Origin of the sequence: Streptomyces sp. NPDC013457 (assembly GCF_043089925.1) — a bacterium.
Lineage (GTDB): Bacteria > Actinomycetota > Actinomycetes > Streptomycetales > Streptomycetaceae > Streptomyces.
Genome location: NZ_JBICBL010000017.1, coordinates 62,613 through 78,233, shown reverse-complemented (window position 1 = coordinate 78,233; position 15,621 = coordinate 62,613). Strand labels below are relative to the sequence as shown.

Genomic DNA, 15,621 nt, shown 5'->3' with positions numbered 1-15,621 from the left:
CTCGCCCGTCGCTACCGTCCCAGTGCCCACGGGAGTCACGACGCGCCGGTCTCGGTACGGTCCACGGCGGGTCCACGGTGGGACCGGGCACGCAGATCGCGGGCGGTCTCGACGGTCAGGGCGGCGGAGGCGGTGGAACATGCGCCTCTCCGGCGCGACCCGCCGACCGCCGGCGTCGCTCGGATCTGAGCCGGCCGCGTGGAGGCGGTGCGCCGCGGGGCACGCTCCCGAGGCCGGTTTCGTCCCGGAAGGGGGCGGCGCACCGGCATCCGGACCGGTGCGCCGCCCCCTTCGTCGTCCTGCCGTCACTCAGCGGGTGCGGAGGTCCTGGCAGAGGGTGTCCAGGACGTGGGCCGCCTCGGGGTGGCCCGCCTGCCGGCAGCGGGCCGAGGCAGCGGTCAGACGGACGACGGCGTCGGCGGCGCGGTCGAGGCCGTTGCCTTCGATCAGGGCCGCGAGGCGGACCGCCTCGGCACGTGGGAGTTCGCCCCGTTCGCCGCCCTCCTCGTGTGCGGCGATGGCGGCCTCGGCCTCCGGGAGGGCCTCGTCGAAGCGACCCGCCTCGGAGAGGATCCGGGCGCGGCGGTAGTGGTTCTCGCCTCGTTCGTACCAGACCGCGAAGTCCTGCTCGCCGGAGGGCAGGTCGGCGAGGACGGCGTCGGCGCGGGCCAGGTGCTGCAATGCCGCCTCGGTGCCCTCGCCGTCGCGGGTCTGGAGGGTGAGGCGGGCGAACTCCCGCATCATCAGGGTGATGAGCGGGGGGTTGGGGGCCTCGGCGTGGGCGACGAGGGCGCGATCGTACGCCGTGTCCGCCGCCTCCCAGCGCTCGGCGAGGGCAAGGGTGGTCGCCGCTTCGGCCGCCACCAGTGTGAGGACTCCGCCACGGTCCTCCTCGGACCAGCCCGCGACGGTGTCGGCGAGACGGAGCAGTTCCTCGGCCGCCGGGAGGTACTCCTCCAGGTCGCGCAGGCCGCGGCCGAGGGTCAGGCGCCCCTGGGCCAGCATGCGTTCGTCGACGGTGGGCGGCACGTCGGTGAGGGCGGACTCCAGCACCGCGACGGCGTCGTCCGGCCGGCCGGACCGGGCAAGGACGTCGGCGAGCTGGAGGCGCGCCTCGACGGCACTGCCGGGGTCGTCCGCCTGGTCGAAACGGGCGGCGGCCTCTGAGAGGTGGCGTACGGCTCCCTTGACGTCGTCGAGGTGTGTGGCGGCGTGGCCGAGCAGCAGGTACGCCGGGCCGAGCGGGAAGGTGGGGTCGTCATGGGCGACGGCGTCGGCGATCGCGGAGTGGACCAGGTCCGTCGCCTCCTCGGGCCGGTCCTGGGTGAGGAGCACCTGCGCGAGATGGACGGACGGGCGCGGTCGTCGCCAGGGCCGGCCGGCGGACTCGATCTCCTGGAGGGCGGTGCGGAGTTCCCGTTCGGCGTCGGCGAGGGAGCCACGGCGGGCCAGCAGATCGGCGCGGAACTGACGTGCGGTGGCGGCCTGCTGGGGGTGCCCGAGGCGGGACGCCTCGGAGCAGAGGGTGTCGACGCTCCTCTCGAACCGCTCGGTGAGGCTGTCGACGTCGTCCATGCCCTCCGGATCCTCCTCCCCGCGGGCGAGCGCGGCGTGCAGCTCCTGGTGTGCGGCGAAGGCCACCGAGTAGTGGAGGGAGAGGTACGCGAGGATGCGTTCGGCGCGCAGGTCGGTGCCGAAGGCGGCCTCGGCCTCCCCGAGGGGCTCGGCGTCGAAGGGCGTCGAGGTGACCAGCTTGTCCGCCTCGCGGAGCATGTCGTCGAGGGCGGTCCGGATCGCGGCGAGGTCGGGGGCGGCCCCGTCACCGTCGCGGGAGCCCGGGGCGGTCGTCCACGCGCGAGAGCGGGCCTTGGCGGCGAGCGCGTGCCAGGGCATGTCCAGCCGCTCGAAGTGCCGTACGGCCGTGTCCAGTTCGGCGGCTCCGCTCACGTGGCGATCCTTGAACCAGAGCTGCTGTGCCCTGTGTTCGGCGAGCTCCGCGGCCAGGAGGTCTTCGGGGCCGAGAGTGTCGTCGTACGGCTCGGCGGCGTCGGCGAGGCGTTCGGCGACGCACGTCCAGAGCCTGCTGTCGCCGGGGTGGCCGTCCCGTGCCAGGCGGCGGGCCTCGCGCACCAGGGCGGCGAAGTCGTCGGGGATTCCGATTCGTGCGGGGGCGGGGGCGGGGGCGGGCGCGGCGCCGGCCGACGCCGTGCGAGCCGCCGTCGCGCGCAGACCGAGCGGCAGGGGCTCGTCGAGCAGCGGGGCCAGGGCGAGCCGGGCCCGCCGGCGGTCGCCGACGGCCGTGGTGCCGTTACGGGTGTCGAAGGCCGTGGCGAGGAGTTCGGCCTCCCGGTGAACGTGCGTGAGGAGCTCGGCGGCGGTCCAGGCGCGGCCGGGCGGACCGGCGACGGCGGTGTCGTCGTGGCCGGCCTCGACGAGCCGGGCGATGAGCACCTCCGCGCCGGTGAGGAAGTTCAGGTGGTCGAGCGGGGCGCCCTTCGCCTCGAAGAGGGGCCGGTTCTCCGCCAGGATCTCCAGGCCGCGGCCTTCGTTGCGGGAATGGGCGCAGAACTCGAGGTGGTAGCCGACTTCGGCCTGCATGCCGGTGGTGCCCCGCACCTTCCGGTAGCCGGTGAGGTGGTGGGAGCGCGCCTCGTCGGTGCGTCCTGCGCGCAGCAGCGGGAGCAGCGCCCGGGCCTGGCTCATCTGCGGTTCCTCGGTGCATCCCTGCTCGCGGTCGAGGACCGGCCGCCAGATGTCGAGGGCCGCGGTGTCGTCGCCCTGGGCGAGGTGGTGCCAGGCGTGGTGCCGGGTCTCGCAGGCCTCGCAGTCGCTGAGGTCGGTCCGGGAACGGGTGGCCCAGAGCTCGTACGCGTCGGCGACGCCGCTGCCGGTGTGCTGCGCAAGGTGGTAACGCATGGCCGCCACGGGCTGGACGGCGTGGTCGGCGGCCTCGTACCGGCTGCGCATCTGGTCGATCCAGCCGCCGATCGACGCCAGGGGCACCTCGGGCACCTGCAACAGCGACGTGGTCACCCACTTGAAGCGCCAGAAGACCTGGTGGGCCTCGTAGGGGCTGAAGGACTCGGAGGTGCCGTCCCACAGCTTGAGGATGCGGGCGAAGACGACGGGCGACTTGCGGTGCTCGCCGGTGGACTCGTACGCCGTCATGAGTTCCAGGAGCGCGGTGACGAGCACGTCGGACTTCTCGAAAACTTCGGCGGCCTCGACGAGTTCCTCGGCGGTGACGGTGCGCGCCAGTCCATGGGGGCGCTCGTGGTTCTCGCGGAGCGCCTCGACGACCGCCTCGGGGGTGTCCAGCATTTACAGTTCCTTCCGGGGCTCGGAGCCGGGGGTCGCCTCGCCGGGCTGGTGCATGGCGTGGGTGAGCAGGCCGATGAAGGCCCGGTTGAGCAGGGCGCTCTCGCCGGCGCGCAGTGGACGTCGGCTGAGCAGCAGCGCCTGGCCGTACAGGGCTTCGGCGGTGGCGACCGCGAGACCGTGCTCGTCGATCGTGAGGGCCTGACGGACCAGCGGGTTGAGGTGGTTCAGGACGAGCTGGGCGCGCGGGGTCTCGTCGCGGAGGGAGTTGAGGATGTCGCCCCACAGGCCGTCGCTGTCGGCGGCGAGGCTCGATCGCGTCCGTTCATGCCGGGCGTCGCGGTTGTCGAGGAGCAGGGCGGGGGCGGTGACGGGCTGGAAGTCGCGCAGGACGACGTCGCAGTCGTGGACGCCGATCGTCTCGCGGGCGACCGCGAGGAACGCGGCGGCCCGCAGCTCGGCGCCGGGGGCGACTGCGTCGAGGTGCGCGGTGACGGTGGTCGGGTCGAGGTCGACGACCGTGGTGCCGGGCCTGACCTCGGGCAGCCGGTGGACGAGATCGCGGTCGTATGTGTAGCCGCCGTTGACGACGCCGAGTCCGGCCGCCGAGGCGATCGGCGCGACCTGGCGGAACTCCTCGACGCTCCGGGTCACCAGGAGCGTGGGGTGCGTCCGGGCGAACTCCTCCAGGGTGACGTTGCCGTCGGTGGTCTCGAACGGCAGCCAGGGAAGCACGATGCGCAGCAGCTCGTCGTCGTGGCGGGCGAGCGCCTTGACCGCGAGGTGGTGGGTGTCGATGAAGCGGTGCAGGAGAGCGGGGTCACGAGCGGCGAGTCCGGTGATCCACTCGCGGATCCGGTCACCGAGGGCATCCCGCACTGCGGACAGCGTGCCGTCCTCGTACAGCGACTCGCGGGAGGCGGTCGGTCGCAGGCTGGTGGTGTCGACGACGCAGCGGACGAAGAACGCCCATTCGGGGAGCAGTTCGGGAGCCTGGTCGGTGAGGAGCATGCCCTTGAGGTGGACGCGGTGCCCTGCGCGCTGGGCCGGGCTGACCGCCGTCGGCAGGACGTAGGCGACACCGCGCAGGCCGGCTGCCGGCAGGTCCAGCTCGATGGTGTCGAGCGGGGCGAAGTCGAAGAGCTCGCGGCAGTACGCGGTGTAGGCCTCCCGCTTGGCGAGCGGGGAACGATGCGTCTGTTCCCACGGCGGCGCCGCGTTGATCCGGTGGCTCTCGCCACGCGTGTCGATGACGGTGACGTCGTGGCGCAGGAGTCCGCCGTAGTGCCGGGCGAGGGAGATGACCCGCTGGGGAGTGGTCCATTCGGCGTTGTCGGCGCGCGGGACGAGCGTCACGGTGGTGCCGGGCTCGGGAAGCGTCGCGGACGGCAGGGTGCGGATGGTGTAGCGGCCGTCGGAGTGGCCCCGCCATTCGACCGTCGGCGCGCCCGGGTCGGCGGCGGACCGGCTCAGCACGGTGATCTCGTCGGCGACGACGAAGCAGGCGAGCAGGCCGATGCCGAACTGGCCGATGAACTCGCCGCGCGCCGCGTCGAGTCCCGCGCCGTCGAGCGAGCCGTCCACGGTCCGCTTGGAGCTGCGTCCGATGGTGGCGAGGAACCGGTGCACGTCGGCCTCGGACAGGCCGATGCCGGTGTCCGTGATGGTCAGGGTCTCCCCGGTGCGCACGGTGATCGCGCCGGCGGCGTCGGGCGTGAGGGCCTGTCGGGCCGTGATGGCGTCGACCGCGTTCTGCAGCAGCTCGCGCAGATAGACCCGGGGGCTGGAGTAGAGGTGGTGGGAGAGCAGGTCGACCAGGCCGCGCAGATCCACTTGGAAGGCGTGGGCGGTCGGGGAGGTCTCGGGAGTCTGGAACACCTGGGGCGGTCCTTCGGTGCGTGCCCGCCGCTCGGTGGCGCGGCGGGGGTGTGATCGGGTGTGTCGTGCGGGCGGGTTGGGGCGGTGGGCCGGGCTTGCGGGGTGGGGCGGGCGGTCGCGGTGAACGGATGATGTGTGCGTCAGGAGGCGCTGTCCCGGACGACCGGGCAGAACGGCGCACGGATGGGGCGGGGCCGAACTGGGTGCTGCACGCGGGGGGCTGTCGTCGGCCCGGGCTGCGGGCGGCGTGGCGTCCGGGCTGTAGCGGCTGGGACTCGGGCTACGAAAGGCCTGGGATTCAGACCGTGGGTGAGCTCGAACCCGCCTGGTGCGCGGCCCGGGACACGGCCCGTGCGCCGCGCGGAGCGTCGTATCCGACGGCGTGCGTGGCGAGGTCCGCCGGAGGACCCCCGGGCTCCGGGGCGGCGTGCCGTGGGAGCGGGGGCTCCGCTCCCGCACCCGGCTTCCTCCCGGTCCCCGACCGACCCGTGCCAGTCCCGCTCGGGTCAGCCTCCGGTGTAGGCGCGGTACTTCTTGTACGCCTTGGCCGGGTCGGAGCCGTCGAGGTAGTACCAGGGAAACTCGGTGACCCGTCCCTCCGTGGCCCGGAAGCACTCGCGCGCGGAGGCGACGTCGCCCGCCAGCGAGAACGCCATGGCGAAGGTGTTGTAGACCTGGAGCCAGCCGTGTCCCCGTACGAAGTCCGGATGCCGGATCGAGTGGTCGGCCGCCTCGTTGAGCGAGTCGACCACCTCGTGGCGCGTGATGTAGCGGGCGTCGGCGCCGGAGTCGAGAGCCAGCCAGTGCTCCAGGTGCGCGACGGCGACGAGCTGGCCGAGGAGCGTCCCGCCGGGCGCCGCGGAGACCGAGGCGCGAGCGAACGAGTGCATCTCCTCGTGGGAGCCGCTCCACGTTTCACAGACCTGCTGCAACCGCTGCAGGTGTGCGCCCAGGTGATGGCGGTCGCGGCGTACGGTCGCCTCGAAGCGACGCCGTGCCACGTCCCGCTCGACCTGGAGCCCCCGGCCGGTGACCTGGAGGCCGTACCAGGGTGAGGTCCAGCCGGGTTCGCGCTCGGCGACCTCGTAGAGCCACGTTTCGGCCGTGGCCAGCCGGTCGTGGAAGAGCTGGAACTGCTCGCGGGACACCTGTGAGGCACGGGCGCCGGTCCGGGCCTCCCAGGCCCAGCTGATGTGGCGAACGGCAGCCACCAGCCGCGGCAGTGGGGCCTGGGGGTCCGCCGCCACGACGTCCGCGATCCACCGTTCCGTGCCGGCGACGTCGCCGACGGCCCACAGCAGGCCCGTCCGGTCCTCACTCTCGGGCCGTGCGTCGAGCACGTCCCGTACGGTCGTCCAGTCCGCGGCCTCGGCGGCCACGCGGACGCGCCGGGCGTCCGGATCGCCGGAGTCCTTGTCGACGTGCGCGACGGGCCTGCCCGTCCATCGTCCCAGCGTGTTCCCCAAGTCCCGGAGCAACGCCATATTCCCACCCCTTGCTGTAGCGCACAGGTGGTTGATGATCACCCCACCCGTGGGTGTAGTGACTATCACGCGCGGCCGACAATCGCACACCTGTATCCAGGCGATGACGGGTGCGCTCAAGTGCGGCGTGATCCGGCTGTCCGCGAGTCGCGTCCGAACCGTGCGCGAACCGTGGACGGAGCGCTGCCGCGGGGTTGCGTGATGCGCTCGCTCACGGTCACCGCACGCTCGGCCGCCGAGGAGGGCAGCCTGCCTCCTGGACTCTGACCTCCCCTTTTCGTTGGCCTGAACTATTGCGGAGAGTGATCGGGTCGGGAATGATCTCCCGCCGTGACACTCTTCCTCGGCGCCGTGCTCGCGGTGCTCCTCGGCGGGCTCTACCGCGTCCTGGTCAGCCCCCATCGCGCCACCACCTGGGTCGCGGAGCACTTCGTCGCCACCGACTTCGGGCTTCCGCCCCGCGAGGCACTCGACTCCCGACGCCCCGGCCCGCCGCCGGCGGAGCACCGTCAGGAGGAGCGGCAGGCCGTAGCGGACGCCGCCTGGCAGGGGAACTGGAAGACCGCCGCGCGCTACGTCGGCGAGGCGGGCGAGGACTGGGACGAGCGCTGGACCCGGCTCGAGCTCCTCCAGCATGTCGCTGAGGAGGACTCCGCCTGGCTCGACGCCTGGCGCAGCGCCGAGCCGGACAACTGCGACGCCGCGACGCTCAACGCGAGCCTGATGGTCCACCGCGCGTGGGCGATCCGGGGCAGCGGGTACGCCCACGAGGTCATGACCTCGGACATGGAACGTTTCAAGGCACTGCTCCCGGCCGCGATCGAGGAGGCGCGGAAGGCGGCACTGCTCGACCCCGCGAACCCGGGCCCGTGGGTCGTCATGATCACGGCGGCACGCGGTGCCCAGTACCGCCGGGCGCAGTTCAGGCCGCTCTGGGACGGGCTCGTCGCCCGCGCGCCGCACCACTACGAAGGACACTGGCAGGCTCTCCAGTACTGGTGCGCCAAGTGGTTCGGCAGCGACCGGCGCATGATGCGGTTCGCCCGTCAGGCGGTCCGCAAGGCCCCGGTCGGCAGCCCGCTCGCCGGTATCTACCTGCACGCGCTCGATGAACTCACCGAGCGGTCCTCCTTCGAGTCCGTGCCCGTCACTCCGTGGTCCAGGAACATGCTCAAGCGGGTCGCCGTCTCGTTCGACCAGGTCGCGCCCGACGACGAGCGTCTGCCGCTCCTGCGGCACCTCCTGGCCCACCGCATGCTGAGATCGATGCTGTACGCGGGCGCCCTGGAGCAGTTCCGCCAGATCGGACCGTGGTGCGGAGCCCCGCCGTGGCGGAAGGACGGCAACGCGGTCGTGGCCTTCGAGAACGCTCGCGGAACCGCCGCGAAACTCTCCCGCACCCGCCCCACGCCGGCACCCCGGACCCACGGCATCGTCCGTTGACCACAGGCACCGATCCGCGGACGGCACGCGAAGCCTCCCTTTCCACTCGACCTCATCGCGCGCCCGCTCGCGGTGGAACCAGATGCCTGCTGGGTCGACCACGGGAAGAAACCGTCGCATCCCGGGGCTTTGCGGCGTGGGCGGGTTGTCCGGGTTGTCCGGTAGTGTGCTTGGCTGTTCGGAGACCTGTTCAGCATGGAAAGGCCGCTGTACGCTCGCCCCCGTGGCTAAAGGGGATGGGCTGACATCGTCCGAGAGCGTCGAGTGTGCAGAACGATTCCACCTGGAGGACCTGACGCACGTCCGCGCCCTTCTGTCCGACTTCGACGGCACGTGTCTGGATTCGGATCGGCCCAGGTCGGCCTTCGGGCCGCTGGAGCAACTCGCCAGCAACAGCGCGCTGTTCACCACCGGATCTGCTCCACGGGACATCTGGGCCCACTCCGGTCTGGGCGCGACGGTGGACGCGACCGTGGTGGCCACGGACACTCCGCTCACCCTCATCGACCTGTGCTCCATGACCGCGAACACGATCCTGGGGATCAACGACCCGTGGGTCAAGTTGAAGCAGGCGTCGTTCCTGATCTCGTCCCAGCCGCACTACCTGACCGCTCGGATGGGGCACGACCTGACGTACCGGATAGCGCGGCGGATCCTCGGCTGCTTCCAGGACGATGACGGTCCTGACGACTACGTGGTCAACTTACGGCAGTGCAATGGCTCCGATGCCGTCGAGCTCGCTCTCCACGCCGCTTGGAAGGCCGCTGAGCCGACTCCCGAACGCCGCAGGCTGGCGACCTTCCGTGGCTCGTACCACGGGGAGAGTCTGACCGCGAACTGGGTGAGCGAGCACCAACCCGGTCGCCTGCTCGCCGACGCGCCCGACAACGTGGTCTTCTTCCCCACCCCGGAAACGGACGACCACCAGGAGCTGAGCGCGAGCTCCCTGTCGACCCTCGAAACCCTCGAACGGGACGGCGACTCCTACTTCGCCGTGATCATCGAGCCGATCCAGTGGCGCAACTCGGTGCACACGGTGCCGCTGGAGTTTCTTCGCCGATTACGGGATGTGTGTACGCGGAAGTCGGTCTGCCTCATCTTCGACGAGATGCAGAACGCGTTCGGATACACCGGTTCCATCAGCTATGCGCGGACATCCGGCGTCAGCCCCGACATCAGTGCGATCAGCAAGGCTCTGACCTCGGGACACGGTTCGCTCGCCATCATCGTTGCGAGGCGCAAGTACCGGGAGATAGAGAGCCCGTTCGGCGCCAAGTCCAACTCCGGCAACATGCTGGCACTCGTGGCTGTCGACGCCGTTCTGGATCGGCTCCTGGGAGTGGAGCGGGCGGAGGGGCGCATGCTGCCTGCCTGGCTCCCGTCCGGGTTGGCGGCCGAGCTGCGGGACGGCCTGCTCGCGTCCGCGTACCCGCGCGCCGTCGCCCTGGTCGACGAGCTGCTCGCCGAGCTCCGCCGTCGCTTCCCGACACTCATCGGTGCGCCCCGAGGCGTGGGCCTCGTGCGGGGTCTCGTCCTGCTGGACGCGGATGGTCAGCCATCCACGCGTCTCGCTGTGGCGGCAGCCAAGGTCTGTCTGGCCCACGGGGTGTACGTCCGTCAGGCCGATACCGCCGTTCTGCTCAAGCCCTGCATCGTGCTGAACCCTGCGGAGACAGCGGTCGCTCTGGATGCACTCACGAAGACGTTCGACGACGTCCTGCGGCTTCGTGATGAGCACTGATGCAGAGGAGCGGTCCGATCACTTCGACCCGGTGATCGGCGCTCCAGCGCACACGGCGAAGACGCCGACGGTGAACTGTCTGGACCAAGTGCGCATCTGGATCAGCTCCGACGGCCTCCCGGCGAAGCACCGGGCCCGCCTCACTCGTTTGCGTGCGATGAACGGCGGCGGTCGCATCCTGCTCATCGTCGCCGGTTCGGTTCTCGAGCCGGCCGCCGCGAAGGAGGTCTTCGACTTCGCGAGTCGGCTCGACATCCACGTGCGTGACGTGAGCACGATCCCGGCCGCCGACGCGGACGAGCGCCTCATTCTCGAGCACATTCACGCCGAGATCGATGCGCACTTCTTCAGGCCCGAGGACGCCAAGGGCAATCTTTCCGTGGTGTCGGACTATGCGCGGCTGCTCAGCTTCGTGATCGAACGGGGCCTGTGCACCGACATGGACGTCGAGTTCACGAGCTCCCTGGTCCCGGCCGCGGCGAGTACCCCCTGCCCGTTGGGGATCCTCGCGAGATTCAAGGACAACGGCTGTCTCAGCAATGACGTGACGGCAGGCATCCCCTGGTCGGAACCGTTTCGGGAGGCCAGACGCAACATCGCCGCCCTCGTGACCGGCTACCGCGAGGCTGCTTGCCGTTTCCTGGCTGCGGTCCACGGCGACTCCGTCGACCCCAGCGTGGTCAGCGACCATCCGCGCTTCTTCCAGCTGCGCAATCTCCGGCACGACCCAGCGCTGACGGGAACGGCGCGGTTCAGCCTCGCCGGGGGACCCGACAACCTCGCGATCGCGTTCCACGAGGCGGGGCTCTTCTGCGGATACGAGCGCGGAGTCGAGCGTGGAGTCGAGGCGGGCGAGCTCACGTCCGACCACGTGCCGCACGCTCTGGTGGCAGGCGCGTCCTCCACCAGCCTCGCCTACGAGCCGTTCGACTTCGGGGCGCCGCCGGCCGCTTGCGTCCGGGCGGAACAACGAGCGCAGCTGTGGCCCGACTTCCTGCCGGAGGTCATCTGCCACTGGGACCACAGTTGGATCACCGACCACCACGACTGGCAGGCGCTGACCTACCGCGAGCGGTTGCTGCTCGCCACCCTGGACGGAGACGCCTGGAACCGTGACGAGGCCGTGTCGATCGCCGAAAGCCGTGCGCCGGCCCGCTGCCTCGTCGACCTGCCGGACAGCATCGCTCCCGAACCCCTGGTGCGTGAGGGGGGACCTGTGCTGTCCATCCTGGCGCACGAGCAGACGCCCGTGCGACGGGGTGTTGGCCGTACCTCGACCGGAGAGTCGACGCGAAGGCGACACGGGGTGTCCGAGGAGAGCCTATTCCGGGACAACGGAATCGTCGCAGTCGGCGGTCTCGTCGACGACGTCATGCTCCTCGGACTGCGTGAGCGCTTCGAAGCCGAGATCGGCAAGAAGGGCGGAACGACTCCCCTGCAACAGCTCTCGTTCAACCTCGCAGTTGACGAATGCGCGCGTCACACCGTCGAGATGATCAGAGACCTCGCCTGCCTCCCCGCCCTGACGGAGATCCTGGACCGGTACTTCGACGCCCCGTCCCGGTTCGTGTCGGCGCGGGGATACCGGCAAGGCCCGTGCAAGCCGCTCAGATACCGTGCGTGGGACTACCACCAGGACATGAAGACCCAAGGGCCGTTCGAAGAAGTGAAGGTCATGGTCCTGCTGACGGACGTGACACCCGACGGTCAGGCCCTGCGCTACGCCTGCGGTAGCCAGAAGGTCGAGTGGAACTTCGAGACGCAACGAGAGACGAAGTTCACGCTCGACGAGGCACTCCGGTGCGGGAACGGCGATCTGTTCATCGGCTACGGAGCCTCCGGAACCTGCGTCCTGTTCGACACGAACGGTATTCACTCGGGGCACCGCAACCTCTCGGAGACCCGCGATGTGCTCACCCTCAACTTCGCACGCGAGTCCCCTGAAACCTTCTTCATGTTCTCCGACCCGATCCTGGTCGGATCGGCCCCTGCCGATGCCACCGCCGTTCTCGGTGGCCGATCTCCCGCCTGGCGCACTTCGGTGGAGAACGAGGATCGCCTGGCCGCGATGTGCGCCGAGTACAGGTCGACTCCCGACCTGTCGGCCACGAGACTCCGGTGGACCGGCGATTCGCTGGACCTGGTCGACATCATGGCAGCGGATCTCAACGCAGACCTCGACCTGCGCCTGTCCGCCCGGTTCGAGGACGACCGCGGTCGCGACATCGCCCTGGTGAGAATCCGGGATGCAGCCCTGGACGACGAGCAGTACGCCGAAGCCGCGGCACGCCTTCAGGGGGTGGCAGGGATCGGGCCGTGTCTCTGGAGGAACAGCGATCCGCCGGCCGCTGCCGGTGAGACGGCCCAACGCGCGCGTGATGCTCTGTCCTCCCACGCGCGCGGAGAGGGAGCGGCGAACTGCTCTGCCCTGCTCGGCGACCTCCGCGACGCACTCGGGCGTTGCGATGGAGCTCAGCGCCTCCGTACCACCGCGGCCTACCTGTACTTCACGTGCGCGTCTGCTCATCGGCTGCTCGTGGCGCACGGGGGTGAGGGCTTGGAGGAGGAGTGCCGGCAACTTCTCGACCTGTTCGCACACATGGTGGCTGCGGACACCTTCACACAGACAGGGGAGGCGATCCGATCAGATGCGTGATCCGCACGCGGGGGAGGAGCCCTCTGCCCTCGGCAACACGCCGTTCCACCTCTCGGACGTCGAGCCGATCCGTCAGGTCGTCACAGAACTCGAAGGCGGTCACCTGGACCCCCGAGGCCGCCTGACCGGGCGCACTCCTCAGGAGCACCTGGCCGACAACGCCAGTCTCTTCACCGCGGGCGGCTCACTCGCGCGGGAGTTCTGGGCGGACACAGCGCTCGGCTCGCGGATCCAGGGCACGTCGGCCCGGACGGCGAGACCCCTCGAGATGGTTGATCTGTGCTCGATGACCTGCAACACGGTCTTGGGCGTCAACGATCCGTGGGTGAAGCTCAGGCAGGCGGCCTTCCTGCTCTCCTCGCACCCCCACTACCTCCCGGCCCGGATCGGAAGCGACCTCTTCTACCGTGTCGCCCATCGCATCCTGAGCCGGCTGAGTCGCTTCGGGCCGCCCGACGCCTTCGCGATCAACCTGCGCCAGTGCAACGGCTCGGACGCGGTGGAACTCGCGCTCCACGCCGCGTGGCTCGCGGCCCGTGGCGCTCCGCGCCGACGCAGACTCGCGACCTTCCAGGGGGGATACCACGGTGAGAGCGTGCTGGCCAGCCTCGTCTGCGAGGACGATCCCGGCTACGGTGCCGGGCGTGCGCTGGTCGATCGTGTCGACAACGTGGTGCACTTCCCTTCTCCCAGAAGCGGGGACGGCGGCCGCCTGAGTGCCGAGGCGCTCGCCACGCTCGACGCCCTGGAGCGAGACGGCGAGGAGTACTTCGCCGTGCTCATCGAGCCGATCCAGTGGCGCAACTCGGTGCACGCCGTACCCCTCGAGTTCCTCCGACGGCTGCGCGAGGTGTGCACGCGGAAGTCGATCTGCCTGGTCTTCGACGAGGTGCAGAACGCGTTCGGATACACAGGGACGGTCTTCTTCGCGGAGAGCAGCGATGTCTGCCCGGACATCGTGGCCACGGGCAAGGCGTTGACCTCGGGCCACGGCGCGCTGGCGATCGTCGTCGCCCGCCGGGAATTCGCCGAGGTGGAGGCTCCGTTCGGGAGCAAGACCAACTCGGGGGACATGCTGTCCTTCGTCGCCGTCGACGCGGTGATGGACCGGCTCACGGGCATGCTCCCGGAGGAGTTCGGGAATCTGCCCACCTGGCTGCCACCCGGCCTGGTCGGGGACCTGCGCGACGGCCTTCTCGCGGTCACCTATCCCCATGTGGCCGGGATGCTGGAGGACTTCCTGGCCGATCTGCAGGGCCGGTTCCCCTCGCTCGTCGGGCCCGTGAGCGGCGCCGGCCTTATGCGCGGCGTCGCCATGCTGGGGCGGGACGGTCGGCCGTCCGGGGCGGTGGCCGGCGAAGTCGCGGACATCTGCCTGAAGCACGGCGTATACGTCCGACGAGCGGGCCACTGCGTCTATATCAAACCCAGTCTGTCGACGACCGAGGCGGATTTCGAGCTCGCCGGAGCCCGGTTGGCGGCCACCTTCGAGGAAGTTCTGCACCGTAAAGCTCGGGAGGAGGGGAAATGAGCGGTGACGCCGAGGACACGGAGCCCGCACTGGCCGACGTACAGGCCCTCAAGCCGTTGGTGACCGCGCTCCAGGGAACCGTACTCGACCCCATGCAGCCGCAGTACCGACGATCAGACGGCCTCTCGTACGACCACGAACCCGACATGTTCACGCGTGGGTCGGCGCCGCGGCCCCTGACCGCCGTCGCCGGCCGCGGAGCCACCCTCCGACTGTCCGACGGATCGGAGCTCATCGACCTGTGTTCGATGACCGAGAACACCGTGCTGGGTCTCAACGACCCCTGGGTGAAACTTCGTCAGGTCTCACACGTGCTGTCGGAACGCCCGCACTATGTGACCGTCCGCTTCGGGAACGATCTCTACTACCGGGTCGCGCACAGACTCTCGCGGCACTTCAACCAGACCGGAGGAGGCAGGGACTACGTCCTGAACATGCGCGAGTGCACGGGATCAGGTGCGGTCGAGTTGGGGCTCCACGCCGCCTGGACGGCGGCGCGGAACTCTCCCGGGCGCCGCAAGCTGGCCTCATTCGTGGGCGCGTTCCACGGGTCGAATCTCGGTGGCGTTCTCGCGAGCGACCACCAGCCCGAACGAGGCTCCGGCCGAGTCCTCCTGGACCGTGCCGACAACGTCGAGCAGTTCCCGATCCCGGAAGCCGGTCCGGACGGACGGCTGAGTGCGGCCGCCCTGGAGACGCTGGCAGCCCTCGAGCGTGACGGTGAGCAGTACTTCGCCGTGATCATCGAACCGATTCCGTGGCGCAACGCTGTCCATGTGGTTCCGGTCGAGTTCCTCCGGAGACTTCGCGAGATCTGTACCGCGAAATCGATCTGCCTTGTTTTCGACGAGGTGCAGAACGGGTTCGGATTCACCGGGGCCGTCTGGTACGGAGAGACAGCAGGTGTGCACCCTGACATCGCGGTGCTGGGCAAGGGGCTGACCTCCGGACACGGAACGCTGTCCATGATCGTCGCCGACCGGGCGTTCGGCACCGTTGAGTCACCCTTCGGATTCAAGTCGAACTCGGCGAACATGCTCTCGCTCGTGGCGGTCGACGCGGTGCTCGACCGGCTGCTCGGAGTGGAAGGGCCTGATGCGGAGCCGCTTCCGGAATGGCTCCCCACCGGTCTGGAGCAGGAGTTGCGCGAGGGCCTTCTCGCGACCGCCTACGCCCGTGCCGTCAGGATGATCGACGAGATGCTGACCGAGCTGCGTCGCCGCTTCCCTGCGATGGCGGGGCAGGTGCGGGGGCTCGGACTGATGCGCGGGCTGGTGATGCTCGGCGGCGACGGGCTTCCGTCCTCGGCGATCGCAGGCGAGGTGGCGAGAGTGGGCACGGGCCACGGTGTCCACGTCAGGCAGGCCGGCACCGCACTCTTCCTCAAGCCCTGTCTGGTCATCACCCAGGGGGAGGTCGACCGGGCGCTGACCGCGCTGACCCGGACGCTCGAGGCGGTGGCCGACTCGCGAGCCGATGGAGACCTGTCGAGGCCCCGCTGCCCGGTTTCGAAGCAGCCCGGCTGAGATCACCGGCCCAGGTGCCGACGCTGTCGGCTGGACGTCCTTGG

8 protein-coding genes are annotated in these 15,621 nt (G+C 70.3%); 5 read left to right on the top strand and 3 right to left on the bottom strand.

Annotated features, from left to right (window positions below):
• Positions 1–309: 309 nt before the first annotated feature.
• The 3 genes from ACF1G2_RS33965 to ACF1G2_RS33955 form a co-directional block, all read right to left on the bottom strand.
• Complete coding sequence (locus ACF1G2_RS33965) at positions 310–3,321, bottom strand: tetratricopeptide repeat protein (protein ID WP_391802009.1); 3,012 nt, start codon at positions 3,319–3,321, stop codon at positions 310–312.
• Positions 3,322–5,196, bottom strand: coding sequence for an HSP90 family protein (locus ACF1G2_RS33960; protein ID WP_391802008.1), 1,875 nt, complete (start codon positions 5,194–5,196; stop codon positions 3,322–3,324).
• A 506-nt stretch (positions 5,197–5,702) separates the two neighbouring features.
• Positions 5,703–6,680, bottom strand: a complete 978-nt coding sequence (locus ACF1G2_RS33955; protein WP_391802007.1) for a hypothetical protein — start codon at positions 6,678–6,680, stop codon at positions 5,703–5,705.
• Positions 6,681–7,010: 330 nt separating this feature from the next.
• On the opposite strand from ACF1G2_RS33955, the gene ACF1G2_RS33950 reads away from it, so the two are divergent.
• The 5 genes from ACF1G2_RS33950 to ACF1G2_RS33930 all read left to right on the top strand — a co-directional run bounded on the left by ACF1G2_RS33950 (position 7,011) and on the right by ACF1G2_RS33930 (position 15,577).
• Positions 7,011–8,123 (top strand): hypothetical protein, encoded by a 1,113-nt coding sequence (locus tag ACF1G2_RS33950; RefSeq protein ID WP_391802006.1) that lies wholly within the window; start codon positions 7,011–7,013, stop codon positions 8,121–8,123.
• A 136-nt stretch (positions 8,124–8,259) separates the two neighbouring features.
• Positions 8,260–9,864 carry an aminotransferase class III-fold pyridoxal phosphate-dependent enzyme gene (locus ACF1G2_RS33945; RefSeq protein ID WP_391802005.1) on the top strand — a complete coding sequence of 535 codons (1,605 nt, stop codon included), beginning with the start codon at positions 8,260–8,262 and terminating at the stop codon, positions 9,862–9,864.
• Positions 9,854–12,520 (top strand): phytanoyl-CoA dioxygenase family protein, encoded by a 2,667-nt coding sequence (locus tag ACF1G2_RS33940; protein WP_391802004.1) that lies wholly within the window; start codon positions 9,854–9,856, stop codon positions 12,518–12,520. Before ACF1G2_RS33945 ends, ACF1G2_RS33940 begins: the two co-directional genes overlap by 11 nt.
• On the top strand, positions 12,513–14,051 hold the full coding sequence (locus ACF1G2_RS33935; RefSeq protein WP_391802003.1) for an aminotransferase class III-fold pyridoxal phosphate-dependent enzyme: 1,539 nt from the start codon (positions 12,513–12,515) through the stop codon (positions 14,049–14,051). Before ACF1G2_RS33940 ends, ACF1G2_RS33935 begins: the two co-directional genes overlap by 8 nt.
• Entirely contained in the window at positions 14,048–15,577 is a 1,530-nt protein-coding gene (locus tag ACF1G2_RS33930) for an aminotransferase class III-fold pyridoxal phosphate-dependent enzyme (RefSeq protein WP_391802002.1), read from the top strand. Before ACF1G2_RS33935 ends, ACF1G2_RS33930 begins: the two co-directional genes overlap by 4 nt.
• Positions 15,578–15,621: the final 44 nt, after the last annotated feature.